Origin of the sequence: Paenibacillus sp. FSL K6-2393, assembly GCF_038002545.1 — a bacterium.
In the GTDB taxonomy this organism is placed as follows: Bacteria; Bacillota; Bacilli; order Paenibacillales; family Paenibacillaceae; genus Paenibacillus.
In genome coordinates, this window is sequence record NZ_JBBOCU010000001.1 from 1,559,903 (window position 1) to 1,586,659 (window position 26,757).

Below are 26,757 nucleotides of genomic sequence, written 5' to 3' on the forward strand. Positions count from 1 at the left end.
GTTTCTTTTTTGAAAGGGAAAGCAATTGTAGTTATACTGCTTATCATTGTAGTTCTTGCCGGAGGCGCAGGCGGTTACGTATGGAGTATGATGCGTCCTGTGGAAGCTTCTACAGAACCGATCGTATTCGAGATTAAGAGCGGATCGGGAACTTCGAAAATCGCGGATCAGCTTCAAGAAGAAGGCCTTATTCGAAGCGGGTTAACCTTCAAAGGGTATTTAAAGTGGAAGAAACTAGGTTCTAATTTCATGGCGGGTACATATTCTATGAATCCTGGCGTGACATATGACGAGATTGTTAGCAAGCTGAGTAGTGGTGAAGTTGTACCGGAGGAAATGGTGAAATTTACGATTCCGGAGGGTTATAACGTTTTGCAAATGGCGGGTAAGCTTTCTTATGAGCATGTTGTAGATCGGGATGAATTCATCAAGCTGGCCAATGATCCTTCGGCCTTTGATGTAGATATCATCAAAGATATTCCAGTGGATGAAGAACTTCGCTACGTATTGGAAGGGTATTTATTCCCGGAAACCTACGAGCTGAAAAAGGGAAGTTCCACACATGATGTGATGCAACGGATGCTGGAAGAATTCCAGACCAAGATTAATTCCATTCCTGATTTGGAAGCCAAGCTCCAGGAAAAGAACCTTTCCCTGCATGAACTGCTGACGATTGCGTCACTCGTGGAGAAAGAAGTTGTGGTGGATGAGGAACGTGCTCTGGTTGCAGGTGTAATCTACAATCGGATCAATCAGGATATGAAGTTGGAGATTGATGCTACTGTGCAATATCTGCTCGACAAACCGAAGGAGCGATTGTTTTTCAAGGATCTGAAGGTGAAAAGTCCCTATAATACCTATCTGAACAAAGGCTTGCCACCAGGTCCAATTGCCAGTCCAAGTCTTCCGTCCATTGAGGCAGCGCTAAATCCGGAAGCTTCGGAGTATCTGTTCTATGTGACAAAAAAGGATGGCTCATCTGGACATCTATTTGCCAAAACGTATAAGGAACACCAGCAAAATATAGCCAAAAGTAAGGCTGCGCAATAAGCGGAGGGGATTATATGAGTAAGAAACATGAACTGCTTGTTACAGCAGCGAATGTGAAAGAGGCAGAAGTGCTGCTCCAGGCGGGAGCAGATGCTCTGGTTATTGGAGATGATCGATTCGGCATGCGTCTTCCAGGCAGCTTTAGCGTGGAAGAGACAGCAGAGGTGGTTGCCATTGCAGCCAAACATCAGGCGCGTGTGTATGTATCCATGACTAATCTGATGTCCAACGAATTGTTAAAAGAATTGCCTGAATATGTTCAAGCACTTGGCAGAATCGGTATTGATGGTGTGGAGTTTAATGATCCATCCGTGCTGGCTACCATGAAGGAATACGCTCCACATGTGAAGCTGCACTGGAATGCGGAGATGACTTCAACGAACTATGCGACAGCCAACTATTGGGGAACCAAGGGAGCGAGTCGTGTTGTGCTTGCCCGTGAGTTGAATATGGACGAGTTGACCGAAATGGTTCCTTTTTTGAAGGTGGAAGCTCAGGTTCAGGTGCATGGTATGACGAATATTTATCATTCCAAGCGCAGTCTGGTGCAAAGTTATATGGCTCATCAAGGGCGGCCGGTTGAGGGACATCTGGGCAAAGAACGGGGATTGTTCCTGATCGAGGCTGAACGCCGGGATGAGAAGTTTCCGATCTATGAGGACATTAACGGCACGCACATTATGAGTTCTGAGGATATATGTATCCTCGAAGATCTTCATCTGTTGATGGAAGCGGGTGTGCACAGTTTCAAAATTGAAGGTATGTTAAAATCACTTACCTACAATGAAGCTGTTGTACGTGCATATCGGACAGCGATTGACAGTTATGTAGCCGATGCTGATGCATATGCGTTCTCTGAAGAGTGGCTCGCTGAGGTACGGAAGTTACAGGACCCTGAACGTGAATTGTCGTTTGGATTTTTCTATAAAGAACAAGTGTATTAATAGACGAGGTGAACAGAATGGAAACAGTGGCGGTACAGCGGAAGTTCTCGGGTAAACGTAACCGTCTGGACAAACCGGAGTTGCTAGCTCCGGCGGGTAATCTGGAAAAACTGAAATTTGCGATCCATTACGGTGCAGATGCCGTTTATATCGGTGGACAGGCCTATGGACTGCGTTCCAACGCGGATAACTTCAGCTTTGAAGAGATGCGTGAAGGTGTGGAGTTTGCCAAAAAGTATGGAGCCAAAGTGTTCGTAGCGACGAACATCTATGCACATAATGAGGATGTTGAGGGTATCGAAACATACCTGCAAAACCTCTATAATGCGGGAATCTCTGCGATCATCGTAGCCGATCCAGCTATTATTGAAGTAGCCCTTCGTGCTGTGCCAGGCCTTGAGGTACATCTAAGTACTCAACAATCCACACTCAACTGGCAAGCCGTGAAGTTCTGGAAAGATGAAGGACTTCCACGTGTTGTTCTCGGACGTGAGACCAGCTTTGAAGAGATTGAAGAGATCAAGGCCAATGTGGATATTGAAATTGAAGCCTTTATTCACGGGGCAATGTGTTCCTCGTATTCCGGACGTTGTGTACTATCCAATCACTTTACGGATCGGGACTCCAACCGGGGTGGCTGTTGCCAGTCTTGTCGCTGGAAGTATGATCTGTTCGAGGATGCGAGAGAAGATACGGTGTGGGTCAGCGAAGAGGACATGCAGATGAAGGCACCTGCGCCATTCAAACTGGGTGAGAATCAGCTTCCTCTGTTCCAGGAACAGGATAATTCATTCTCCATGGGATCTAAGGATCTGTGCATGATTGGCCATATTCCCGAGTTGATTGATGTGGGCGTGGACAGTTTCAAGATCGAAGGACGTATGAAATCGATCCACTACGTGGCAACTGTGGTTAATGTATACCGTCAAGCTATTGACTCCTATATGGCAGACCCGGAAAATTATGTTCTGAAACCTGAATGGGTTGAAGAAATGAACAAAGCGGCGAATCGCCCGCTGAATACTGGATTTTTCTATGATACACCAGACCATGAAGATCATATCTATGAACCGGAAGAAAAGGCTGTACCTTTTGACTTCGCTGGATTGGTCATGGGATATGATGCTGAAACAGGAATGGCAACCATTCAACAGCGCAATCACTTCAAACCAGGACAGGAAATCGAATTTTTCGGTCCGGGAGGTCACTTTTTCAAACAGGTGGTCGGTGAAATACAGGATGAAGAAGGCAATGTTCTAGATGCTGCTCGTCACCCGTTGCAACTGATTAAAATGAAGGTAGATCAACCGGTTTCGTACTTCGATATGATGAGAAAAAAGAAATAGGCTCAAATACCTATAATGTGTCAATATTGTATTATGATTTAACAAAATAGTGTTATGAAATTTACATGGGGACCTCCGTTTATCGGCAGATGGGGGTCTTTTTTTTATAGAAAAATAGGAATAAAGTTGTAAAATATTTCTGGAAAGTGAAAGGGGAACGAAGAAAGCTGTCGAATACTACATATTTATAGGGGAGAGAAAGAAAAATCCAACAAGTAAATTACTGGCAGGTGAATGGGATTGGTTCAAAAGAAGCAGAACGACAGTGGGGAGCAAGTGACAAAAGCCGAGCAGGTTAATCCTGAGAAGGTTCAGAAAGTGAAGAAAGAAAAAGTAGTCAAAAGCAAAACAACAGGCAGTGGCAAAAGAATGTTTAAGATTGACCGCAGCAAGCTCAAGCTGGGCTGGATCAAGACCGATTGGGTGAAGAAACAATTAAAAAACCGGGATTGGAAAAACTTTGGGGGGGCTTCTTTCGAACAGATTAAGAAAGCAAATCCGGTTAAATCCGTAGGGGTTAAACTGTTCTTGATCTTCTTTGCGGGAATTATGATTTTTGTAGTAAGTTTAGGTCTATTATCCTATTCAAAAGCCAAAGGTACGATAGAGAAAAATGCCTCACGTGCCAATCAGGAGACCATTGATCAGACCAAACAAAAAATGGACATTATTTTGGAGAGGTTTGTGGATACATCCACACAGATTTTCTTTGATCCGGAAATGCAGTCCTTGCTTCAAAAAATGTCAGATACGAATTTGACTGCGTATGATACATTCATAAACTCAAGTTCAATCAACAAGCAACTGTCCAATGTTGCATTTACAAATAAATCTATGGAAGCGATTTATTTGGTACCTACGGACGATACAAAGTCCATTATGGGTACAGGTAGCAACAGTTCATCCATGGGCAATATTCGTCAGGAAGCATGGTACAGTGAGTTGATTGAGGCGGGCGGTTATCGCTGGCTTCCAACAGAGGTCAAGGAAGATGGCTCAACGCCAACGTTTAAAATCGCACGTTCAATGAAAAACCTGCAGGGAACGACCCAGTCGTATGTTCTGGTTATTGAATTGAAACTGGAAGTTCTGGAGGAACAATTGAAATCGCTTGATCTGGGTTCAGGAGCTGTTCTTCAACTGATTGCTCCCGATAATAAAGTGGTTGCATCCTCCATCTCGGATCGTACGGGACAAGATACAGAGCTTGCATTTGTCAAAGAGTTGACCGAACCAGCAGGTAGCACGAATACGGAGTATACGGTAGATGGCAAATCTACGGAAATGTTGGCTGTATACAGTACGATGGACACATCCAATTGGAAACTGGTTGGTATGATACCTACCTCTGTTTTGGTTCAGGATGCAAAAGGCATTCTGACCCTGACCCTGTGGATGGCGCTGATTGATGCGGGGATTGCAGTATTGATCGGGATCTGGATGGTGCGTATGATCGCTCGTCCACTCGGCAAATTGAAAGACCTGATGCAGGAAGGTGCGAAAGGTAATCTTAAAGTTCGTACACCATATAGCTCCCAGGATGAAATCGGTCAGCTCTCATCCGCCTTCAATCTGATGATGGAGCAGATCACAAAGCTGGTTGAACAAACCAATCGTTCTGCGCAGGAAGTATTGGATACGGCCTCTGAGCTGAGCAGTGCATCCAAGAAAACGGCTGTATCTGCTTCGGAGATTGCCGTAGCTACAGAAGAGATCGCAGGCGGTGCAGGCAGTTTGGCAACCGAAGCGGAACGTGGCAATGAATTAACTGACAATATCTCTCGTCAGATGCAGAGTGTAATCGCTGCTAATGAACAGATGGGTGATTCTGCTCGTCATGTAGAGAAGTCCAGTCAGACAGGAACACAACATCTGAATCAGTTGATGACCAAAACCCAGAAGACAGAAGAAATGATTGGTGCACTGGTGAATAAGGTTGATTCGCTGAAAGAGAGCACGTCCTCTGTTCTGAAAGTGCTTGAAGTGCTGCAAAACATAACGAAACAGACAAATATCCTTTCCCTGAATGCGACCATTGAAGCAGCACGTGCCGGTGCAGCCGGACGCGGATTCATGGTGGTGGCAGATGAGGTTCGTCAGCTTGCGGCTCAATCCAGACAATCCATTGAGATGGTTGGAGAGATCACAGACAAAATCATGACTGAAATGAATGAGACCGTGGATGCTTTGTCTGCAGCTTATCCATTATTCAAGGAACAGATGGATGCGGTTAAAGATACCAACGTCATCTTTGCTTCCGTACAGGAACAGATGGGTGCATTTGTGGAACGTCTGGGCATGGTGACAGGTTCTATTGGAGAATTAAACAAATCCCAAGGTACATTGTCTGAAGCTATGAGTAATGTCAGCGCTGTAGCTGAAGAATCTTCTGCAACGTCTCAAGAAGTAGCTTCCTTGAGCAGTGAACAGCAAAATATCAGTAACCAGCTGGTCAATCTGTCTGGCAAACTGGAGAATGTGTCCACTGAACTGAAAGAAACCTTGTCACGCTTTACGGTGTAACAAGCCAAGGTTGAAATGAGGAGAACCTGTCCCGCACATGGGACAGGTTTTCTTTTTGTTTACCGGATAATTCCAAGTCATATCAGCAATAATATGGTCAAAACGACAAAAGGTGAGATTGGGATGCATCTCCTTGCGAAACGGCGAATCTATATAACTTGTATTCTTCTAACTCTTGTCTTTGGATTGCTTATATTACGATTGGGATGGGTCCAGATCGTTCAGGTGAATCAGACGATGCCTGGATTTCACCGCACGGTACGTGAAATGTCTGTATTGCAGCGTGAACGCGGGGTGATGCTTGACCCGGGGCGGGGACAATTTACGGATTACAAAGGTGAAGCGTTGACTGGTAAGCTGCAATGGGGACTGGTTCTTTTTCCACAGGCAGGTCCATTAGAGAAATTACGCAAGCATGGGAAATTAGAAGGCTCCAAGATGACAGAGTTAGCAGCTATATTACATACCGATCTAGATCAATTGAAGAAGGAATGGATTCAGGAAAGTATTCCTCATTTCTGGACAGCAGGTACACATCAGCCTGTTCATTTGACCGCTGCTCAGGTGGAGCGCCTACGTAGTTTGCATCTGCAAGGTGCTGGCATCTATCCGATGATGACAAGGTATCTACAGGGGCATACAGGGATGCAGTGGATGGGTTATCTGGCTGAACAGCCTGAGTCCTCCAAAGTTCTAAATGGGCATCAGGATGAAGTAAAACAGCCATTTGCTATGAAATCAGGGGCAGCTGGGCTGGAGAGGACACTTGAACCGCTGTTAAGGGGAATTGGCCCTACGCTTGTATCACGCATGGTCTCAGGTGGTGGAGAGATTATCCCTGATATTCAGCCGCACGTCATTGCACCGGCCAATAGCCATTATCCTTTACGTGTAGAAACCACAGTGGATGCTGAGTTACAGCGTGGGTTGGAGGAGTTGACACAAGAATCTGGATTACAAGAAGGGGCCATTGTTGTGTTAGATGCCGCTAACGCAGATGTTCGCGCCATGATCTCCCGCCCTTTCTATCAGCCACAACATGTGAACCCTAAAGAATCGTCCTGGGGGAATCGTGCAGTACAGGGAGCCGTACCGGGTTCCATTTTCAAAATTGTCACTGCGGCTGCTGCTTTGGAGTATCATGCGGTTTCTAACGGAGAAGAATTCCATTGCGGTGGTGAGTACGGAAGATATGGGCTGTCTTGCTGGAAGGAGCATGGTCATGGAGACCTGAATCTGGAGCAAGGATTCGCTGAGTCTTGTAACATCGTATTCGCGGAAACGGCGCGCAGGCTTAGTATGGAACAACTGGAGAACACGGCTGATCGTCTGGGGCTCGCGCGTCCGATTGGCTGGGAGGGGAAGCAGATGGCAGGAATGCCCGTGTTACGACACTTTGATCATGAGGATCACGGGCGTGTGAGAACAGAGGCTGTTTCTTCTGCTGATGAAGGTGCGAAAATACAGACAGCAATCGGTCAGCGCGATGTCTTGGTCACACCGCTGCAAGCTGCCAATCTGATCGTTACACTGTTACATGATGGAAAGGTTAGTGCCCCACGTCTCGTTAAGCGCATCCGATATGCGGATGGTGGCACCATGCTGGAGATGCCCTTGCATGATTCACCTTCAGCATCAGGACAGATTGCTCCCGCAACAGCGCATAAACTGTTATCCTGGATGAATAAGGTAGTCCGTGAGGGAACAGGAAAATCCCTGCAGCGTGCACGGTGGCATGTTGCAGGGAAATCAGGTACAGCTCAGGTACAGAAACATGGAGAGAAGCGCAACAATCAATGGTTCATTGGTTATGGACCGGTAGAACAACCCCAATATGCTGTAGCCGTTCTTGTTCAAAATGTCTCTCCTGACAGCCAACATCAGGCGACGGCTCTCTTCAGGAAGGTGATGGACTATTTGGCTGAGTCCTCATGATCCTTCGCAGAAACGGGACGTTGTAAAGTAGACTCGGCAGAATTCGCTGAGGCCTTGTTAACGGGTGGGTCCATCACTAATGGAGAGGATTCAAATTCATCTTTTGGCAGGTGAATCCACTTCTGCAGGTACCCTTGTTGTAACAGTTCTTTCAGTAGGATGAGAAGCACTGGAGATAACACTACACCAGCCAGGCCAAAGATCGAAAGGGAGATCAGCATAAACGAAAGCATCAAGTACGCCGAAGATACACCAATCGAGTTACCCGATATTTTCGGTTCCAGCAATTGTCGTGTCAGCATCGTCACTGCCAGAATCACAATCAGGCCAATCGCCAGGCTACTATTGCCAATAATGAATAGGTAGACGATCCATGGAATAAACACAACAGGAACGCCAAGCAATGGTACCAGATCAAAAACCGCACAAACTGCTGCAATGGTAAACGCGTTAGAGGTTCCCAAAATCAACAAACCTGCATAAATCAATACAAACGTAATGAGCATCATGATCAGCTGTGCCTTCAGATACGAGCGGATCGTCTTGAACACGTGATTACGCATGAATTCCATAGCTAACTTTAATGTTTTGGGCGTTTTCGCACGGGCGAACTTGCGCCAGGATTCAATCTCGATACTGAGGAAAAATGCCAGAATAATCGCAATTCCGAAATTCGTAATAAACGAAGAGAATGAACTGAGGAAACCTACGACAAATTGCGCTCCGCTAGTTACCCATTTGGACAGAAATCCGGTCAGTGTTGCAAAATAATCATTCGCTTTTTCCATAACTCCATCAGGGAGAGCGTCTGACTTGTCCTGAATGAACAACACCAGATTGGTGAATTCACGTTGTATCATTTCAATGTATACGGGGAAATTATCTTGAAGATTGGAAATTTGTGAAATGATAATTAAACCTACACCAAAAAAGGCAGCGACAATCAATGCAAGAAACAACAAGACGGAGATGGTGGCTCCAAGTGTCTTGGGCAATCCTTTGCGATGTAAAAATCTGGCCAGCGGTTCAATCATCCAATACACAATGAATGATAGAAAGACCGGTGCAGCCACTTGGTATAATTGACTGAAACCGTACATGATCACATACACGGTTAATACGAGCAAAGCGATGTCAAAGACAGTTCGCCCGTATTTTTTGTAAAGCGGTAACATGGACATGGCTCCTTTAATGGCAATAATTAGATTGTATTTATTGTACACGATAGCTATCTTTTTGGGAAAACAGGATTCAAGAAAAGTCTGAACTATGATAAAATTAAAGGCGGTTTATTTTAGATAGTGCCATTGTGCACCGTAATTCAGCATGAGAAGTGGGGAGCTTGTATCATGACAACGATACTTCATAGTATTTTACTGTGGTTATTGTATCTTTCATCTTTTTACGCCTTTATTCCAAGTTTGATTAGCAGGCTTTTTGGTTTTCGTGTATTTCGACGGGGAAGAAGTGATACACAATTTGCATTAACGTTTGACGATGGGCCAGATCCACATTATACGCCGAGACTGCTCGATCTGCTTCGTCAGCATCAAGCAAAAGCCACATTTTTTGTCGTTGGAGAACATGCTGCGAGTCATCCTGAACTCATACAGCGCATACATGAGGAAGGTCATCTTATTGGCATTCATAATTATATTCATAAGACGAACTGGCTCATGCGGCCGCGTACTGTTCGTGATCAGATTCAGAGAACAGGTCAGATTATCCATGAAGTAACCGGCGTGAAGACTTGTTATTATCGTCCACCGTGGGGGATTATGAACTTGTTTGATTTTTTCAGCAAGAAAGAACGAAAGATTGTACTGTGGTCTTCCATGTTTGAAGACTGGAGAAGCCGAGTAGGTGCCCAGAGATTGACCGAACGGATGCTGAAGGAACTGAGAGGTGGAGAGGTCATGCTGCTGCATGATCGAGGAACGACCCTTGGTGCAGATGCACACGCGCCGGAGCAGATGCTTCAGGCGCTGGAAGTCGTATTACAGGAAGCTGAACGGCTAGGCCTGCAAAGTGTACGCGTTGATACGTTGATGGGAGGTATCACAGTGAGCGAATCTCAGAACAAAACGCAATTACAGACACCATTGAAGCTATGGAAACGAACCGTTGTTGCCTTATGGCTGGGCTGGGAGAAGTTGTTCCACTGGGTATATCATCTACGGACGGCTTCGCCAGAGGACCCAATGCTGCACTTCAGATCACGAGTATATCACGGAGCGCGGGTGGAGATGAATGATGGCCATGTTATTCAAAATGGAGATCCGGTGATAGAACTACATTTTGACAATCAGAAGTTGTTTGAACTTGGAGTGACATCACGTTCCAGTATGCATTTGGCTATTCGCATGATTCGGACCATGGAACAGCAATTGCCGGATCTGGCACGCATGGTGGCACTCGAACCGGAGTTACGCTCTGCCAAGGCGATATACGGTGTGAGCATGATTAACAGAGGCCCAGAAAAATTCGGATTTACCATACAAGAATTGCCTCCTGGACCGTTCAGTGCTGCATCCAAAGTATACTTGAAGCTGCTGTTAAGTGTAATCCACCCGGCAGGAACCAAACGTCTGAAACAGCGTACAGAACAATTGGTACCCAAGATGATTGCCATGCCGCTGGATCTACTGTTGGAACGTTACGGTCAACATACGATGCAGGTGGCAGCAACGGTAGAAGAATCCAGAGATGAATCGTTGTTAATTGAACAAGAGATAATACCAGAGCGGAACTAAACGGAATGATCCCACCAACCAGCAAAAGAAAAGGGTTGCCCTTCGCCAGATTTGGCAGAAGAGCAACCCTTTATTTATTAGTGAATTAGATACTCAGTACGCCACCGTTGCTTGCATTGGTAACCAGTTTGGAATAACGAGCCAGGTAACCGGTTTTTACTTTCGGTTCAAAGCCTTTCCAATCAGCGCGACGACGTTCAAACTCTTCGTCACTGATGTGCAACTCGATGATACGGTTGTTCAGATCCAGCTCGATGATGTCTCCTTCTTCAACAAAGGCGATTGGACCACCCTCAGCTGCTTCCGGAGAAATATGTCCGATACTGATTCCGCGGGATGCGCCAGAGAAGCGTCCATCGGTGATCAGACCAACTTTGGCACCCAATCCCATACCTACGATCTGCGAAGTAGGAGCCAGCATCTCAGGCATACCTGGTCCGCCTTTTGGTCCTTCATAACGGATAACAACAACATGTCCTTCTTTTACTTTGCCGTTAGCAATACCTTCGAGCGCTTGCTCCTGGGAGTCAAAGCAGATGGCAGGACCTTTGTGGTATCCACCAACCGAAGCATCAACAGCACCAACTTTGATGATAGCTCCTTGTGGTGCAAGGTTACCAAACAATACAGCCAGGCCGCCTTTTTCGGAATGTGGGTTATCCAGATGGTGGATGACATTTGTATCCTGGATTTCTTTTCCTTCAACGTTCTCACGGATTGTTTTACCTGTTACTGTAATACAGTCACCATGAATCGCGCCTGGTTTCTTGAGCAATTCGTTCAGCACTGCGCTTACGCCACCTGCATTGTGAACGTCTTCGATGTGAAGATCGGAAGCAGGTGCAAGTTTCGCCAGATGCGGAACGCGGTTAGCTACTTCATTGATCCGCTCGATTGGATACTCGATGCCTGCTTCATGAGCCAGTGCCAGCGTGTGCAGTACTGTATTTGTAGATCCACCCATAGCCATATCCAGTGCAAACGCGTTATCAATCGCTTCTACAGTAACGATATCACGTGGTTTCAGATCCATTTTAATAAGTTCCATCAGTTGTTTAGCAGATTGTTTAACAAACTCACGACGCTCAGGAGCAACAGCCAGGATGGTTCCGTTACCTGGCATAGCCAGTCCCATCGCTTCAGCCAGACAGTTCATGGAGTTTGCCGTAAACATGCCGGAACATGATCCACATGTTGGACAGCCAAACTGTTCAAGTTCAAGCAAGCTCTTATCATCGATTTTACCTGCTTGATAAGCGCCTACGCCTTCAAATACAGAGGTCAAGGACAGAGCTTTACCATTGCTGTCACGACCGGCTTTCATCGGTCCACCGCTGACAAACACGGTAGGGATATTACAGCGGAGTGCACCCATCATCATGCCGGGTGTAATTTTATCGCAGTTCGGGATACATACCATGCCGTCGAACCAGTGTGCAGACACAACGGTTTCCACGGAATCCGCGATAATGTCACGGCTTGGCAGCGAGTAACGCATACCAATGTGTCCCATGGCAATACCATCATCTACTCCGATGGTGTTGAATTCGAATGGAACGCCACCGGCTTCACGAATAGCATCCTTTACAATTTTACCGAATTCCTGAAGGTGGACGTGCCCGGGCACGATATCGATGTATGAGTTACATACGGCAATAAACGGCTTGCCGAAATCCTCTTCTTTAACGCCCGCTGCGCGGAGCAAACTCCGGTGTGGTGCACGGTCAAAACCTTTTTTGATCATATCGGAACGCATCTTCTTGGCTGACATGGTGTATTCCCCCCAAATATATAATATTGAGCAACATGAATGGAAAAGTAAATGGCAGTGCATCTGTCGTTTAATTTCATCCGTACTCTAAAAAAAAGGACCGGCATGCCGGTGTCGAGCTCCCCGTAGTTTGTGAAATTCTTTGCTGCTTTAAACCCGTGAACACCCGGTTTTTCTATTGAGTCTATCACAACCGTCGTCATATTTCTACAATCAATAGAAAGAAGCCTTAAACCATTTTCATGGAATTAGACTTCTTGATTTTACGGGAAAGCTATGATCATGTTTCGATGTGGCAAGCGGAATTCATTAGTTGCTTCCGCCTTTGCGTCCAATCTCACGATAGAATTCCTTATTATGAGTTTCGGAGGTTGCTTCGCCGCCCTTGCGACCAATCTGCTTGTAAAAGTTAGTGTCATGGGCATCTGAAGTCGCTTCTCCACCCTTTTTTCCAATCATCTGGTAGAAGCTTCGATCATGGTTCTTGGAAGTCGCTTTGCCACCTAATCTGCCAGCTTCCTCACGGCTCATCTTGCGTTCTGACGTCGGTTGACGTGCCATTACAAATCACTCCTTACAACGATAAGTTGTTTTTTGTAGCGCGTATCCCTAATTTACCACCTTATTTCCAGCCTGAAACAACACACCAGGATAGAACGGATGGTGAAGAGACACGTCAGAGCATTAGGCCGATCGTTTAAACACCTCATGTCGATTGAAAGAAAATCGGGATATATCCGGTTCAATTAAGGGTTTGAACGTGTGACGTACAGCCGGCAGAGCCAGTGTGACTGCGAAGAGTACGGCAATGACCAGTATGACTGGAATATACGCCGAGCTTCCCATATAACTGTAGACTCCGGACCAGATCGCGAGACGAACGAGAAACCCATGCAGCAGAAATACATAGAGTGTACGTCGTCCAAGGTCCGTCAGTCTGGAAGTCAAGGAAGGTACCCAGGCCAAGAACAGTGCTGCCGATGCGATCTCCAATAGGTAGACTCCAAGTCGGAAGATGCCGGCATACCATTCGTGGTGACCCAGTTCGGCGTACGTCATGCTGCCGAGTAACCATCCGGATGATATGTTCAAACCACCATACCCAATCCACACCAACAGTGCAGCAGAGAGGATGGCTGCGGTTTTTCGCCCCCAACCGGATAATAAATGTGAACGGATGGTTGCTCCATAGTCATAACCGATGACAAAGAACGGCAGAAATACAAACGTACGGCTGAAGCTGAGCCAGAATCCGTCGATAGGCAAATACCCCGCAATTACACCGAGCGTAATCGATCCAATCAGCCGATATATCGGTTTCCAGGAAATCGTCAGACGAAGCAACAGTCGCCAACAGAAATGACTCGCGAGAAACCATAACAGCAAGTAAGGTGCAAAGAAGGATAGCCGCATATGGGGTGTGTGGAATACGGTAAAGTCCATCAATGCGTATAAGGACTGAAACAGTACATACTGTAGTGCAATCTGCTTCAGGACGTTTCGCCCAGATGCACCTTGGAGTGAGTGTGTCGCAAAATACCCGGTTACCCATACAAATAGTGGCATGTGAAACGTATATATCCACAGGAACAGAGCTTCAGCTCCTGCAAAACGTGTAATGAGTGGTTCAAGTGCATTACCAGCAAGGACACAGACGATAAGCATAAAGCGCAGATTGTAAAAGAAAGATTCCTGATCATCCCGGATCAGTGTCTGATTTTTCATGGTGCAGCCCCCTTATAGACCCTGGTTGCCAGGTCATTTGCATCTGTAATAAGGGTAATATGGATGTGCATTATCTATTGTGATTTAATTCACATCGGTAAGCGTTATCTTTTCTCAAAGCTGTGACAACAAAATGAACGCTCCGGGATTGACAACGGTTGCATAGAGGATGACAATAGAAAAAGAAGATGAGGGAATGTAATTATAAGGAGGGAAGAAATCATGTCAACGAGTCCCTATCCAAGCCCGGAAATTATTACGTTTGGGGAGAGTATGGGTTTGCTGACTGCCAAGGATACAAGAGGGCTGGAATATGCAGCCACACTGGACAAGTCTTTCGGGGGTGCTGAGAGCAATCTGGCTATTGGCGTATCCCGCCTGGGGCATACCAGTGGTTGGTTTGGACGCTTGGGCAATGATCCGATCGGCAACATGATTCTGAAAGCCATTCGCGGTGAAGGCGTAGATGTATCCCGGGTAAGGTTAAGTGATCACGAGCCCACTGGTTTGATGATTCGTGAGAACGCTTCCGGGAAAGCCTCGGTGCATTATTATAGGAAGCTATCTGCTGCAAGTGCGATCACACCTGATGATCTGGATCCCGACTATATTGCCGGGGCGAAGATATTGCATGTTACGGGTATAACGGCAGCGATAAGCCCGTCCGGACTTGCAACCGTAGAGGCTGCCATACATATTGCCAAACAGGCAGGGGTGAAAGTAAGCTTTGATCCAAATCTGCGTCTCAAACTATGGTCTGCGGAAGAGGCCCGTCCAGTTTTACTGCGTTTAGCTGAACTGGCGGACTACTTTTTACCGGGTCTGGACGAGATGAAACTTCTATATAACGAAGAAAATGATCAAAAAGTACTTGAGCGTTTATCTGCCATGAATGCTGTGTGCATCGTGAAGGGTGGCCCTGATTTGACCTACGTATTGGCGAATGGTACCCTAACGGAAGTTCCGTACTTTAAGGCGGATTATGTTCTGGATACGGTAGGTGCAGGAGATGGATTCTGCGCGGGATTTTTGTCGGGTTTATTAAAAGGATACTCCCCGCAGGAAGCAACCCGTCTCGGCAATTTGACCGGTTCCATGGTTATACAGGCTGTTGGCGATTGGGAGGCGCTCCCGACGTGGGGGCAGGTCGAGGCCAAGCTGAACAACGTTGCCCATGTTGAGCGTTAGTCGCTGCTGAAATCATATATGGCTCATCTTCGTTCTTAAATGTAAGGCTTGTATACACAACCACCACATTGACAAGGGAGAGAATGAAATGAAGAAGCTTCAGCTGTTGCAAAAGATTACGGACAATGGGGTTGTGGCAGTTCTGCGTGCAGATTCTGCGGATCAAGTCATTGCCATGGCCGAGCAAGCGATTGCGGGTGGCATTAAAGTTATCGAGATTACGATGACAGTACCCAGTGCACTCAAAGCCATTGAAAAATTAAGCCGTGTATACCATTGGAACACACAAGATCCAGAGAAATTCGCGATTATTGGTGCGGGAACGGTGCTTGAACCGCAAACGGCGAGAGCGGCTATCATGTCGGGTGCCGAGTTTGTAGTCGGACCTTCCCTGAACCCGGATACGGTTCAGATCTGCAACCTGTATCGAATTCCGATTCTGCCTGGTGTGATGACGATTGCTGATGTTCAACGCGCATTGGAACTCGGCGTGGACATTGTGAAGTTGTTCCCGGGTAATCTGTATGATCCTTCGATTATCAAAACGATGAAGGGCCCTATGCCGCAGGCGAATTTTATGCCAACTGGCGGGGTATCCTTGTCTAATCTGGGAGATTGGATCAAAGGTGGAGCAGTGGCTGTAGGTATCGGCTCCGACTTGACATCGGAAGCTGTGAAGACGGGTGACCTGAGTCATGTCCGTCGCAAAGCGGAACAATATATGGATGCTTACCGCAAGGCCAAGGCTGAATAATATTTTTTAATTCGTAGAAGGGGAGCCTGATGGACAAAGGCTCCCAATTCTGTGAGCCGCGGCACCTGCGGAAGTGAAGAAAGGTGATTAATGTTGAGAAATCGGTATAATACAGGGCGCAAGAAGAGGGGCATCGGGAAATTCCTGCTCGTACTTCTGGCGCTCATTGTCATTGGATGTGGATTTGTTGCGTGGAAATTATTCACACCATACGGTCCACAGGAAACAGCCCAAGCGGCTATGGAAACAGCCAATAAGGTGACCGTGAGCGAACAAGAGAACTGGATTGATTTTGTGCCAGATAAACCGACTGGGAAAAGTGTACTTTTCTACCCTGGTGGACTGGTAAAACCGGAAAGTTACGCACCACTTGCCCATGAGCTGGCTGCTGCCGGTCATCACACGATTATTGCCAAAATGCCAGTTAATCTGGCAGTACTCAAGCCAAACTTGGCAGATGAGATTCTGGCCGCATATCCGGACGAACAATTTGTTATGGGTGGACATTCTCTCGGCGGGTCGATGGCTGCACGTTATGTAGCATCGCATCCTGATGCTCTACAGGGCATCTTCTTTCTGGCATCCTACCCGGATGAAAAAGGAAGCGTAAAGTCACTTGGAATACCTGCTTTATCCATTCTGGGAACTAAAGATGAGGTCGTGAATGCCACGAAGTATCAAAGTGGACGGATGTATCTTCCAGAAGACACGGTATATTACACCATTGAAGGTGGTAACCACGCCCAGTTCGGTGATTATGGTCATCAAAAAGGAGATGGCGAGCCGGAAGTGAGTGGAGAAGAACAGCTGAATCAGACGGTCAAGACAGTTCTGGGTTGGTTAAGTACGATTAAGTAGGTTTTGATTATTCTGCATTAAGGGCTGTATGCATCTACATTTATAGCATAACTTGATGGAGGTGATATGGATGACCATGCTTCAAGTGAATGGAGCGCAGATCCCATGTAAAGGTATCCTGTTTGATAAAGATGGAACACTGCTGGAATTCCTCCAGCTATGGGGGCCGTGGGCAGAGACGTTGCTGAGTCAGTTACAATCACGTATGAATGAGCTTGGAGCTTCATTTACGGTTGAACGGGAGCACGTCCTGGGCACCATTCATAATGCAGAAGGTCACATTGTTGGATATGATCCGCAAGGCCCGCTGGCCATTGCGACTGTGGATGAGTGCACGGGATTGCTTGCCGGGCAGCTATATGCAGCAGGCATGCCATGGAATGAAGCGATCACAACGATACGCCAATTTTCAAGTGTGGCTATGAGATCGGTAAGAGAGCGCAAATCCGCTGAACCAATGTCAGGATTGCTGGATTTCTTGCAGAAATGCAGGGCAGCAGACATACCACTGGCGGTCGTCACTTCAGACAGTACAGCGGCAGCAGAAACACATCTGGATTGGATGGGGATTCGTTCCTTTTTCACCTCCATTGTGGGCTGTGATCGGGTGACCCAGGGCAAACCGGATAGAGAAGCAGCACTCTTGGCTTGCCGTGAATTACATATCGATCCTGCCGAGGCCGTTGTAATTGGAGACAGCAATGGGGATATGCAGATGGGGCGTCACGCAGAGGTATCCTATACGCTTGGTTACTGTCCACAGTTAGATCAAGGATCTCATCTGGTTGATGCCCATGCCATTATTCGTCATTATAATGAGCTTAGCGTAATTATATAAGTCACCCTTGCTTGGTTGAAGGATATAAATTGAACTCACGGAGTGGCCAGTGTAAATATTCTTTAGTTCAATTTATATAGTAAGTAAAAGGAGGAGAGAGGATGAACGCATTAGAACAACTGGCTGCCTGGATTCAGGAAAGCTCCCGTATTGTTTTTTTCGGAGGGGCCGGAACTTCAACGGAAAGCGGGATTCCCGACTTCCGCTCAGCTGCGGGTCTGTATCAGACGGAGCAGCATTCGCCTTATCCACCGGAAGAGTTATTAAGCCGACATTTTTTTGATCAACATGCCGATATTTTTTATGATTTTTATCGTGGCAAAATGCTTCATCCAGATGCGGAGCCGAATGGGTGCCATCGACTGTTGGCCCGTCTGGAGCATGAGGGGAAACTTCAGGCAGTTATCACGCAAAATATCGACGGACTGCATCAGAAGGCAGGCAACAGTACTGTTTTTGAGCTTCACGGCTCAGTTCATCGTAATGCCTGCATGGATTGCAAGCAATTTTATACGTTGAATGATATTATACAATCCCAACATACCGTTCCTCGCTGTACCGCATGTGGTGGTGTAATCAAGCCAGATGTGGTGCTGTACGAGGAAGAGCTGGACCAGACGACATTGTATCGCTCTATTGATGCATTGTCGTCTGCCGATCTGTTACTTGTGGGCGGCACGTCACTGACGGTATATCCAGCCGCCCAGTTAATTACGTATTTTCAAGGAAAACATACCGTTCTTCTTAACGCCACACCTACCGCTTATGACCGTAGAGCTGATTTGCTGATTACAGAGCCGATTGGTGAGGTAATGAATAATGTGGACCAGCTTCTTGGTTAAACGTTTGGACTGAATAACCGCATTCTCCGGCACAGACCGGACAAAAGAGGCGGAACCTGGGGAAAGAAGGGATTCATAATGGTCTACGTAGCAAGCGATACTCGCTATGAAACGATGAAATATAACCGCGTTGGACGTTCAGGTTTGAAACTGCCAGCGATTTCACTGGGGCTGTGGCATAATTTTGGCGGTATCAATAACGCTGAGAATGGCCGTAATATGATTACCCGTTCATTTGATCTGGGGATTACACACTTTGACCTTGCCAACAATTATGGCCCACCGGCAGGTTCGGCAGAGCAATTATTTGGACAGGTACTGGCCCAAGATCTGAAACCTTATCGGGATGAACTTGTGATCTCCACCAAAGCGGGATATTATATGTGGCCCGGGCCTTATGGCGAGTGGGGTTCACGCAAAAATCTGGTGTCCAGTCTGAATCAGAGCTTGAAGCGTATGGGCCTGGATTATGTAGATATCTTCTATTCACATCGTTATGATCCCGAAACGCCTTTGGAAGAAACGATGATGGCACTGGATCATATTGTTCGCTCGGGTAAAGCCCTCTATGTAGGGATCTCCAACTATCCCGCAGAGCAGACAAGACAGGCTGCCGAAATTCTGAAAGGTCTGGGTACGCCACTGTTAATCCATCAACCGAAATACTCGCTGCTGGAGCGCTGGATTGAAGATGGTTTGCAGGATGTGCTGGATGAGTATGGAACAGGCAGTATTGCATTTTGTCCATTGGCACAAGGTGTGCTCACAAACAAATATTTGAATGGTATCCCGGAAGACTCACGTGCCAAAGGACCGTCGGTATTCCTGAATGAAAACAACATCTCTCCAGAGACGCTCCGAAAAGTGCGTGCGCTGAACCAGATTGCAGCGGCCCGCGGTCAGAGCTTGGCCCAATTTGCACTCTCCTGGGTTCTGCGAAATGGCAGGGTAACTTCTGCGCTGATTGGCGCAAGCCGTCCTTCCCAGATTGAAGAGAATGTGGCTGCGCTCAGTCAGCTGGATTTCTCTACAGAGGAATTGGAACGGATCGAATCCATTCTGTCTCCGCAGCCTGATGACAAATAAATAAAGTGCAAAAGGTGCATCTTAGCCATAATGGCGGGATGCACCTTTTTTTTCGTATGTGATTTCGGCCGTTATGTTGCTCACCGTTTGTTTTGTTGAGCATTCTTCTGTACCCCCTGATGTAGTGGGCGGGACAGGATTTTGTCTCGATACAAGCTGGGCGCTTCACCATGAAATCGTTTGAACTGTTTGGAGAAATACAGCGCGTCTGGCAGTCCGACCGATGCAGATACCTGTTCGATGGACAGATCCGGGCGTTCTCTTAGGAGTTGGCGTGACTTGTCGATCCGCAGTTTGAGCAGATAAGTGACTGGCGAGAGTCCAGTTTCCTGTTTGAAAATACGGGATAGATACGCACGATTGTACCCGAGACTCGCAGACATTTGTTCAATGGAGACAGGATAGGCATATTGGGTGGACATATACTGAATCATCTGTTTCACCGTACGTCGGATGGAGGATTCACCTGGAATTAAGGTTTGGCCCTGCGAAAGGTGATTCTGTGCTTCGGCTAGAATCATATATAACGTACCCAGTGATGTGAAATGGGAGCTTTCTTTGCGCTCGGCAAAAGCATCTTGCATCACGGATAACCAATCGGAAATTCCACACGTGGGTCCGGCATGAAAAACGGATTTCTCCGGGCGGAATCCCGCCTCCTCGGCATGCTGGGCAGCCTGGCTGCCCGTGAAGGCGATCCAGCGGTATTGCCATGGATTGCGGGCATGAGACTGGTAGCTTACCAGTTGCCCGGGGTGAATGAGGAAACAGTCACCTGCGGATAACTCGTAGGTGTGCAGTTCGGTACGGAACGTACCCGCCCCTTTTTCTACATAGTGCAGCAGATAATAATCAAATAGTTTCGGTCCGACGGCGTGACCCGGAAGGGTCTGGCTTGCTCCGGCAAACAGGACATGCAGCGTGCCTTGCTCATAATAGACCGGATTGGAGGCAACAGAATAACTGAGTGCTCCACTTTTACCGGAAGGTGATTCCTGCATTTTTTCTGTAGAAGATGCAAGGGATTCTTTTTTGGCCTTGAATGGGTCTGTCATGCTCGTTTCCTTCTTTCCGGGATGCTCCGATCATTATACGCCTTAAGGTCACATTTATCCATATGAAACACACATGGTTGCATTACAAGAGGCACCGCTTTCTTATATAATAACATTAAGAAAACCACAACAACGAGGCGAGGTGCAGCAGCAGTGAACGTAACTGAATTGAAACAAAAGTTTATTGAGAAGTACGGAGAGAGTGGAGCGGACATCCGTGTATTTCATGCCCCTGGGCGTGTGAATCTGATCGGTGAGCACATTGACTATAACGGTGGATACGTGCTTCCGGCAGCACTTGAATTCGGTACAACATTAATGATCCGTGAGCGTCAGGACAACAAGTTGCAACTGGCTTCCACGAACATGTCTTATGAAGGAACACTGGATACTTCCACTATTGGTAAAGAGAAAACCGGAGAGTGGACCGACTATCCTGTTGGTGTCATGGTTGAATTGCAAGGAAAAGGTGTGAATGTAACGAAAGGGTACGATTTCCTGTACCACGGGGAGATTCCCAACGGGGCAGGACTTTCATCGTCTGCATCTCTGGAGGTACTTACCGGATTTGCGATGCAGTCTCTGGAGGGTGTGTCGGATATTGATACGGTTCAACTGGCGCTTCTGTCCCAGAAAGCGGAAAATGAGTTCGTAGGCGTCAACTGTGGAATCATGGATCAGTTCGCTGTTGCAAACGGTGCTCAGGATCACGCGATCCTGCTGATGTGTGACACACTGGAGTACGAAAAGGTTCCTTTCCGTACAGGCTCCTACAAATTGGTCATCGGTAACACAAACAAACGCCGCGGTCTGGTAGATTCGGCTTATAATGAACGTCGCTCCCAATGCGAGCAGGCACTTGCCATCTTGAAGGAACAGCTGCCTGCACTGAATTACCTGGCTCAATTGACGCCAGAGCAGTTCGTAACACTACAGGATCAGATCAAGGATGAGAAAGTAAGACAGCGTGCACAACATGTTGTGGAAGAGAACGCGCGTGTGCTCGCTTCGGTCGAAGCATTGCAGGGTAACGATCTGGAAACCTTCGGCAAGCTGATGAACGCTTCTCATGAATCGCTTCGTGATTTGTATGAAGTTAGCTGTGATGAGCTGGATGTTATGGTTGAAGAAGCTCAGCGGATTCCAGGCACGCTTGGTGCACGGATGACTGGCGCAGGATTTGGCGGTTGTACCGTATCACTTGTGCATGAAGATGATGTCGAGCGTTTTGTAAGCGAAGTGGGCGCTGCATATGAAGCGCGTACCAGTCTCAAAGGTGATTTTTATGTATGCGGCGTAGGTGACGGTGTTAAAGAATTGAAGGAGGCGAAGTAAAATGGCAATTTTGGTGACTGGTGGAGCAGGGTATATTGGATCTCATACGGTAGCAGCATTGTTGGAACGTGGGGAAGAGGTTGTAGTACTGGATAACTTGCAGACAGGGCATCGTGAGGCGTTGCTCGGCGGTAAGTTGTATGAAGGGGATCTGCGTGACAAAGAAATTCTGGCGAAGCTGTTCGCTGAGAATTCAATCGATGCAGTTATTCACTTTGCAGCCAATTCACTCGTAGGCGAAAGTATGAAAGACCCGGTTAAATATTATGACAATAACGTGTTTGGTACACTCTGTCTGCTGGAAGCGATGAATGCAGCGAACGTACGTCGCATCGTCTTCTCCTCTACAGCAGCTACCTACGGTGAGCCTGAGAAAGTGCCAATCGAAGAAAGCGATCGTACAGAGCCAACCAACGTATACGGCGAAACAAAGCTGATGATGGAACGCATGATGTCATGGTTCGATAAAGTTCAGGATATCAAATACGTTTCCCTGCGTTACTTCAATGCAGCCGGTGCTCATGACAGCGGTAAAATTGGTGAAGATCACCAACCAGAGAGTCACCTGATTCCACTGGTGCTGCAAACGGCTTTGAAACAACGCCCGCACATCGCCGTGTTTGGTGACGACTATGCAACAGAAGATGGAACATGTATCCGTGACTATATCCACGTGAGTGATTTGGCTGATGCACATCTGCGTGCAGTAGATTATCTTCGCAAAGGTGAGAACAGTAATGTGTTCAACCTGGGTAACGGCACAGGATTCTCGGTAAAACAAGTGATCGAAACAGCTAAAAAAGTGACTGGCCTCGATATTCCGGTTGTACAGGAACCACGTCGTGCAGGTGACCCGGCTGTGCTGGTAGCTTCATCTGCAAAAGCGAGATCTGTCCTGGGTTGGAATCCGAAATGGACCAATCTGGAAGATGTCATTCAAAGCGCTTGGAGCTGGCACCAATCACGTCCTGACGGCTACGGAAAAAACTAGGAGGCGAACACCTTATGTCACAGACTCATATTGCAGCAGGTGCCACAGAGCGGACACCGGAGCAGCAGGAAGCACTGCATGCCATTGAACGTCTGGTTGCATTTGCCTTGCAGAAACAATTAATCGAGGAAGCGGATTGGGATTATAGCCGCAACCTCTTGCTGGAACAATTCGGATTCTCAGAGCCTTATGCCGGCGAGTTGGACACAACTGTGCCTGATGGTCCACAGGCGATGCTGGATACGTTGATCGATTATGGATTTTCCATTGGACTCATTCCTGAAAATAGCGATACATTCCGTGATTTGCTGGATGCCAAGATCATGGGCCATCTGATGGCACGCCCATCCGAAGTGGTACGCGCATTCCGCCACACGGAGCAGACGGAAGGTATTGAGGCAGCTACATCTCAATTCTATGACTTGTCAATTAACTCCAACTATATTCGGATGGATCGGATCTCGAAGAACGTCTACTGGACACAGGACACGGCCTATGGAGACATGGAGATTACTATCAACCTGTCAAAACCGGAGAAAAGTCCAAAGGAAATTGCCATGGCGAAGTTGCTTCCGCCACCGGTATATCCAAAATGCCAACTGTGTCGTGAAAATGTAGGTTACGCTGGTCGGGTGAATCACCCGGCCCGCCAGAATCTGAGAGTCATTCCGTTGGAACTTAACAACGAGCCTTGGTTGTTCCAATACTCGCCGTATGTGTACTACAACGAGCACTGCATCATTTTCCATCATGATCATGTGCCGATGAAACTGACCAAAGATACACTACGCAGACTGCTTGCCTTTGTCGGGGAGTACCCGCATTACTTTATCGGATCTAATGCGGATTTGCCGATCGTGGGCGGTTCTATCCTGACACATGACCATTTCCAGGGTGGACGTCATACATTCGCTATTCAAAATGCACAGCCAGAGGCGGTCTTCCGCCATGCGGATGCACCTGGACTTACATTGAGTCTTGTGAAATGGCCAATGTCTGTAATGCGTCTGGCTTCTCACGACCCTGCAGAGCTGCTAGAAGCGGGTAACGCCGTATATGAAGCGTGGAAGGTCTACAGTGATTCTGCTGTGGATATCGAAGCATTCAGTGAAGTGGACGGGGAACAAGTACCACACAATACGGTAACACCAATCGTTCGTCGTAGTGCAGATGGTGGTTATGAGATGGATCTTGTATTGCGTAACAACCGTACGAATGATGTGCATCCTGAAGGGATTTTCCATCCGCACCGTGAAATGCACCATCTGAAGAAAGAAAACATTGGTCTGATCGAAGTGATGGGGCTTGCCATCCTGCCAGGTCGTCTGAAAGAAGAACTGGACAGTATCGCGGATATCCTCGCTGGAGATGCCAAACTTGCTGAAGCCGCCAAAGCTTCTGATCATGTGTTGAACAAACATTTGGGCTGGGCGGAAGAATTGATTGAACGGTTTGGTCCTAACCTGGACAAAGAACAATCCGTTGCCATTGTCCAACAGGAAGTTGGCTTGAAATTTGCCGAGATTCTGGAACATGCAGGTGTCTACAAATATGATGAAGCAGGACGCCAGGCTTTCCGTCGTTTTGTAAGCAGCATGGGATACACTGAATAGTAGTCTACAAACCAAGAACACCCGCCCAATCATGAGCGGGTGTTCTTGTCGTCTAGTCGTTCTTGTCTTTTGTGCGCATTGGAATGAACTTCTGTGGCAGTTATAATGGAGAGAAGTCCTAGAGTACCGCAATGAATTGAGGGAATGGGGGTAATGATTTGGAAAAGCAGGCATTGAATATTCCGTTGATTACAGATGCTGAGGAACTGCAAGGCATGGTGGGTGAACCGCATGAACATGTGCGTAACAAGGCAATTTCATTTGTGGATTCACATGTTCAGAAATTTATATCCATGTCACCATTATTTTTCCTCTCCACCTCCGATCGTGATGGAAAAAGTGATGTGTCACCTCGGGGTGATGGAGCGGGATTCGTAAAAGTGTATGATACATACCGGCTTGTCTATCCCGAACGCCCAGGCAATCGGCGGATAGACTCGTTGTTGAACATGTTGTCGAACCCTGGTATTGGTATGCTCTTTTTGATTCCGGGTATGAATGAAGTGCTGCGTATTAATGGCACAGCATCCATTACCAAGGATGAGGAGTTCATCGCCAGTATGGGCTGGAGTGGTAAAACCATAGGTGCGGCTGTCATTGTGGATGTGGAAGAGTGTTTTATCCATTGTCCGCGGGCATTCAAACAGGCTGGATTATGGGCCTCAGAAACATGGGTGGATGCTGAGGATTTGCCTTCAACGAGCGAGATGTTTCGAGCCCATTTGGAGATTAACGGGTTGTTATAAAGTGAGTGACTATCGATTTGTTTTTCTATAAACGGGGTACTATAATTGGAGTTGCACTAAAAATTCTAAACTCCATTGGAGGCGACAATAGATATGAGATCTTTCCAATTCTATAATCCAACCCGTCTGATTTTCGGTAAAGGACAACTGGAAGCATTGAAAACAGAAGTGCCGAAATACGGTAAACGGATTCTGCTTGTATATGGTGGCGGCAGTATCAAACGCAGTGGTCTATACGATCAAGTGATCGGATTGCTTAAAGAAGCTGGAGCAGAAGTGACTGAACTGGCAGGTGTGGAACCTAACCCACGTCTTTCTACGGTGCATAAAGGGGTAGACCTCTGCAAAACAAATAACATCGACCTGATCCTCGCTGTAGGTGGCGGTAGTGTATTGGACTGCTCCAAAGCCATTGCAGTAGGTGCAAAATATGATGGCGATATGTGGGATTTTGCTCAGCGCAAAGCTGTTGCACAAGACGCTCTTCCGCTTGGTACCGTATTGACGATGGCAGCAACCGGGTCGGAGATGAACTCCGGTTCGGTTATTACGAATCAGGATACACAAGAAAAATTGGGCTGGGGTAGCGCTTATTCATTCCCTGCGTTCTCCATCCTGGATCCGGTGAATACATACACGGTTCCACTGGACCAAACGGTATACGGTATGGTGGATATGATGTCCCACGTATTGGAGCATTACTTCCATCTGGATGCCAACACACCGGTTCAACTCGGTTTCTGTGAGACGATTCTGCGTACCGTCATGGAAGCAGCGCCTCGTCTGGTTGAAGACCTGGAGAACTATGAACTGCGCGAAACGATTCTGTATTGCGGAACAATGGCACTGAATGGCGTGCTGAATATGGGTCTCGCAGGAGACTGGGCAACACATAATATCGAACACGCGGTATCCGCAGTGTATGATATCCCACACGGCGGTGGACTTGCAATCTTGTTCCCACACTGGATGAAACATAACCTGGATGTGAATGTGGATCGATTCAAACGTCTGGCAATTAATGTATTCGAAGTGAACCCTGAAGGCAAGTCGGACAGACAGATTGCTGAAGAAGGTATCGATGCGCTCAGCAAATTCTGGACATCCATTGGTGCACCTAACCGTTTGGCAGATTACGATATCGATGACAGCCAGATCGACGTAATGGCTGACAAAGCGATGCTATTTGGTCCATTCGGTAACTTCAAGAAACTGCAACGGGAAGATGTTGTATCCATCTACAAGGCTTCTCTGTAATTTTATAATCACTGACAAGTGAACGGACACATCCTGTTGTCGAATAACCGCAAGTCTCCTTCATGGAGGCTTGCGGTTTTTTCATGTATTCGGGCTGTACACGTGAATGATGGAGGAACATGAAGCAAGAAGAACCGAATGTCGTGA

21 protein-coding genes and 1 pseudogene are annotated in these 26,757 nt (G+C 47.1%); 17 read left to right on the forward strand and 5 right to left on the reverse strand.

Annotated features, from left to right (window positions below; translation table 11 throughout):
* Positions 1-9: 9 nt before the first annotated feature.
* From mltG to MHI14_RS06855, 5 genes are all read left to right on the forward strand, one after another.
* Positions 10-1,050, forward strand: coding sequence for an endolytic transglycosylase MltG (gene mltG / locus MHI14_RS06835; protein WP_240768091.1), 1,041 nt, complete (start codon positions 10-12; stop codon positions 1,048-1,050).
* A gap of 14 nt (positions 1,051-1,064) precedes the next feature.
* Complete coding sequence (locus MHI14_RS06840; RefSeq protein WP_036616959.1) at positions 1,065-1,994, forward strand: peptidase U32 family protein; 930 nt, start codon at positions 1,065-1,067, stop codon at positions 1,992-1,994.
* Positions 1,995-2,011: 17 nt separating this feature from the next.
* A complete protein-coding gene (locus MHI14_RS06845; protein WP_091027680.1) occupies positions 2,012-3,340 on the forward strand; it encodes a peptidase U32 family protein in 1,329 nt (442 codons plus the stop codon).
* A gap of 234 nt (positions 3,341-3,574) precedes the next feature.
* Positions 3,575-5,863, forward strand: a complete 2,289-nt coding sequence (locus tag MHI14_RS06850; RefSeq protein ID WP_341130049.1) for a methyl-accepting chemotaxis protein — start codon at positions 3,575-3,577, stop codon at positions 5,861-5,863.
* 93 nt (positions 5,864-5,956) lie between these two features.
* On the forward strand, positions 5,957-7,798 hold the full coding sequence (locus MHI14_RS06855; protein WP_341130050.1) for a peptidoglycan D,D-transpeptidase FtsI family protein: 1,842 nt from the start codon (positions 5,957-5,959) through the stop codon (positions 7,796-7,798).
* Here MHI14_RS06855 and MHI14_RS06860 read toward each other — a convergent pair.
* Positions 7,777-8,973 (reverse strand): AI-2E family transporter, encoded by a 1,197-nt coding sequence (locus tag MHI14_RS06860; protein WP_341130051.1) that lies wholly within the window; start codon positions 8,971-8,973, stop codon positions 7,777-7,779. The two genes, MHI14_RS06855 and MHI14_RS06860, sit on opposite strands and share 22 nt — an antisense overlap.
* A 174-nt stretch (positions 8,974-9,147) precedes the next feature.
* Between MHI14_RS06860 and MHI14_RS06865 the strand changes: the two genes are divergently transcribed.
* Positions 9,148-10,551: a polysaccharide deacetylase family protein gene (locus tag MHI14_RS06865; protein ID WP_339310491.1), complete on the forward strand. Its 1,404-nt coding sequence runs from the start codon at positions 9,148-9,150 to the stop codon at positions 10,549-10,551.
* Positions 10,552-10,636: 85 nt separating this feature from the next.
* Here the strand turns inward: MHI14_RS06865 and ilvD are convergent, their stop codons facing one another.
* From ilvD to MHI14_RS06880, 3 genes and pseudogenes are all read right to left on the reverse strand, one after another.
* Positions 10,637-12,322: a dihydroxy-acid dehydratase gene (ilvD, locus tag MHI14_RS06870; protein WP_289390206.1), complete on the reverse strand. Its 1,686-nt coding sequence runs from the start codon at positions 12,320-12,322 to the stop codon at positions 10,637-10,639.
* 318 nt (positions 12,323-12,640) lie between these two features.
* Positions 12,641-12,883: pseudogene (locus MHI14_RS06875) on the reverse strand (KGG domain-containing protein); the annotation flags it as partial.
* 123 nt (positions 12,884-13,006) lie between these two features.
* The gene (locus tag MHI14_RS06880; RefSeq protein ID WP_091027693.1) at positions 13,007-14,047 is read right to left on the reverse strand and encodes an acyltransferase family protein; all 1,041 of its coding nucleotides are present in this window, start codon (positions 14,045-14,047) and stop codon (positions 13,007-13,009) included.
* Positions 14,048-14,269: 222 nt separating this feature from the next.
* Between MHI14_RS06880 and MHI14_RS06885 the strand changes: the two genes are divergently transcribed.
* The 6 genes from MHI14_RS06885 to mgrA all read left to right on the forward strand — a co-directional run bounded on the left by MHI14_RS06885 (position 14,270) and on the right by mgrA (position 19,613).
* Positions 14,270-15,235, forward strand: coding sequence for a sugar kinase (locus MHI14_RS06885; RefSeq protein WP_133385876.1), 966 nt, complete (start codon positions 14,270-14,272; stop codon positions 15,233-15,235).
* A gap of 88 nt (positions 15,236-15,323) precedes the next feature.
* On the forward strand, positions 15,324-15,989 hold the full coding sequence (locus MHI14_RS06890; RefSeq protein ID WP_017686833.1) for a bifunctional 2-keto-4-hydroxyglutarate aldolase/2-keto-3-deoxy-6-phosphogluconate aldolase: 666 nt from the start codon (positions 15,324-15,326) through the stop codon (positions 15,987-15,989).
* Positions 15,990-16,079: 90 nt separating this feature from the next.
* Positions 16,080-16,847: an alpha/beta fold hydrolase gene (locus MHI14_RS06895; RefSeq protein WP_091027697.1), complete on the forward strand. Its 768-nt coding sequence runs from the start codon at positions 16,080-16,082 to the stop codon at positions 16,845-16,847.
* Positions 16,848-16,917: 70 nt separating this feature from the next.
* Positions 16,918-17,685 carry an HAD family hydrolase gene (locus MHI14_RS06900; RefSeq protein ID WP_289390203.1) on the forward strand — a complete coding sequence of 256 codons (768 nt, stop codon included), beginning with the start codon at positions 16,918-16,920 and terminating at the stop codon, positions 17,683-17,685.
* Positions 17,686-17,786: 101 nt separating this feature from the next.
* Positions 17,787-18,527 (forward strand): NAD-dependent protein deacylase, encoded by a 741-nt coding sequence (locus tag MHI14_RS06905; protein WP_341130052.1) that lies wholly within the window; start codon positions 17,787-17,789, stop codon positions 18,525-18,527.
* Positions 18,528-18,605: 78 nt separating this feature from the next.
* Positions 18,606-19,613 carry an L-glyceraldehyde 3-phosphate reductase gene (gene mgrA, locus MHI14_RS06910; RefSeq protein WP_340915428.1) on the forward strand — a complete coding sequence of 336 codons (1,008 nt, stop codon included), beginning with the start codon at positions 18,606-18,608 and terminating at the stop codon, positions 19,611-19,613.
* A gap of 80 nt (positions 19,614-19,693) precedes the next feature.
* On the opposite strand, the gene MHI14_RS06915 is transcribed toward mgrA, so the two are convergent.
* Positions 19,694-20,614: an AraC family transcriptional regulator gene (locus MHI14_RS06915; RefSeq protein WP_341131680.1), complete on the reverse strand. Its 921-nt coding sequence runs from the start codon at positions 20,612-20,614 to the stop codon at positions 19,694-19,696.
* A 207-nt stretch (positions 20,615-20,821) separates the two neighbouring features.
* Here MHI14_RS06915 and MHI14_RS06920 point away from each other — a divergent pair, with 207 nt between their 5' ends.
* The 5 genes from MHI14_RS06920 (at position 20,822) to MHI14_RS06940 (ending at position 26,610) form a co-directional block, all read left to right on the forward strand.
* On the forward strand, positions 20,822-22,003 hold the full coding sequence (locus tag MHI14_RS06920; RefSeq protein WP_341130053.1) for a galactokinase: 1,182 nt from the start codon (positions 20,822-20,824) through the stop codon (positions 22,001-22,003).
* Position 22,004: 1 nt separating this feature from the next.
* The gene (gene galE, locus MHI14_RS06925; protein WP_017686840.1) at positions 22,005-22,994 is read left to right on the forward strand and encodes a UDP-glucose 4-epimerase GalE; all 990 of its coding nucleotides are present in this window, start codon (positions 22,005-22,007) and stop codon (positions 22,992-22,994) included.
* 14 nt (positions 22,995-23,008) lie between these two features.
* Positions 23,009-24,607, forward strand: a complete 1,599-nt coding sequence (locus MHI14_RS06930; protein ID WP_091027705.1) for a UDP-glucose--hexose-1-phosphate uridylyltransferase — start codon at positions 23,009-23,011, stop codon at positions 24,605-24,607.
* A gap of 158 nt (positions 24,608-24,765) precedes the next feature.
* The gene (locus tag MHI14_RS06935; protein WP_341130054.1) at positions 24,766-25,353 is read left to right on the forward strand and encodes an MSMEG_1061 family FMN-dependent PPOX-type flavoprotein; all 588 of its coding nucleotides are present in this window, start codon (positions 24,766-24,768) and stop codon (positions 25,351-25,353) included.
* A gap of 93 nt (positions 25,354-25,446) precedes the next feature.
* Positions 25,447-26,610, forward strand: coding sequence for an iron-containing alcohol dehydrogenase (locus tag MHI14_RS06940; protein ID WP_341130055.1), 1,164 nt, complete (start codon positions 25,447-25,449; stop codon positions 26,608-26,610).
* The last annotated feature ends 147 nt before the right edge of the window (positions 26,611-26,757 follow it).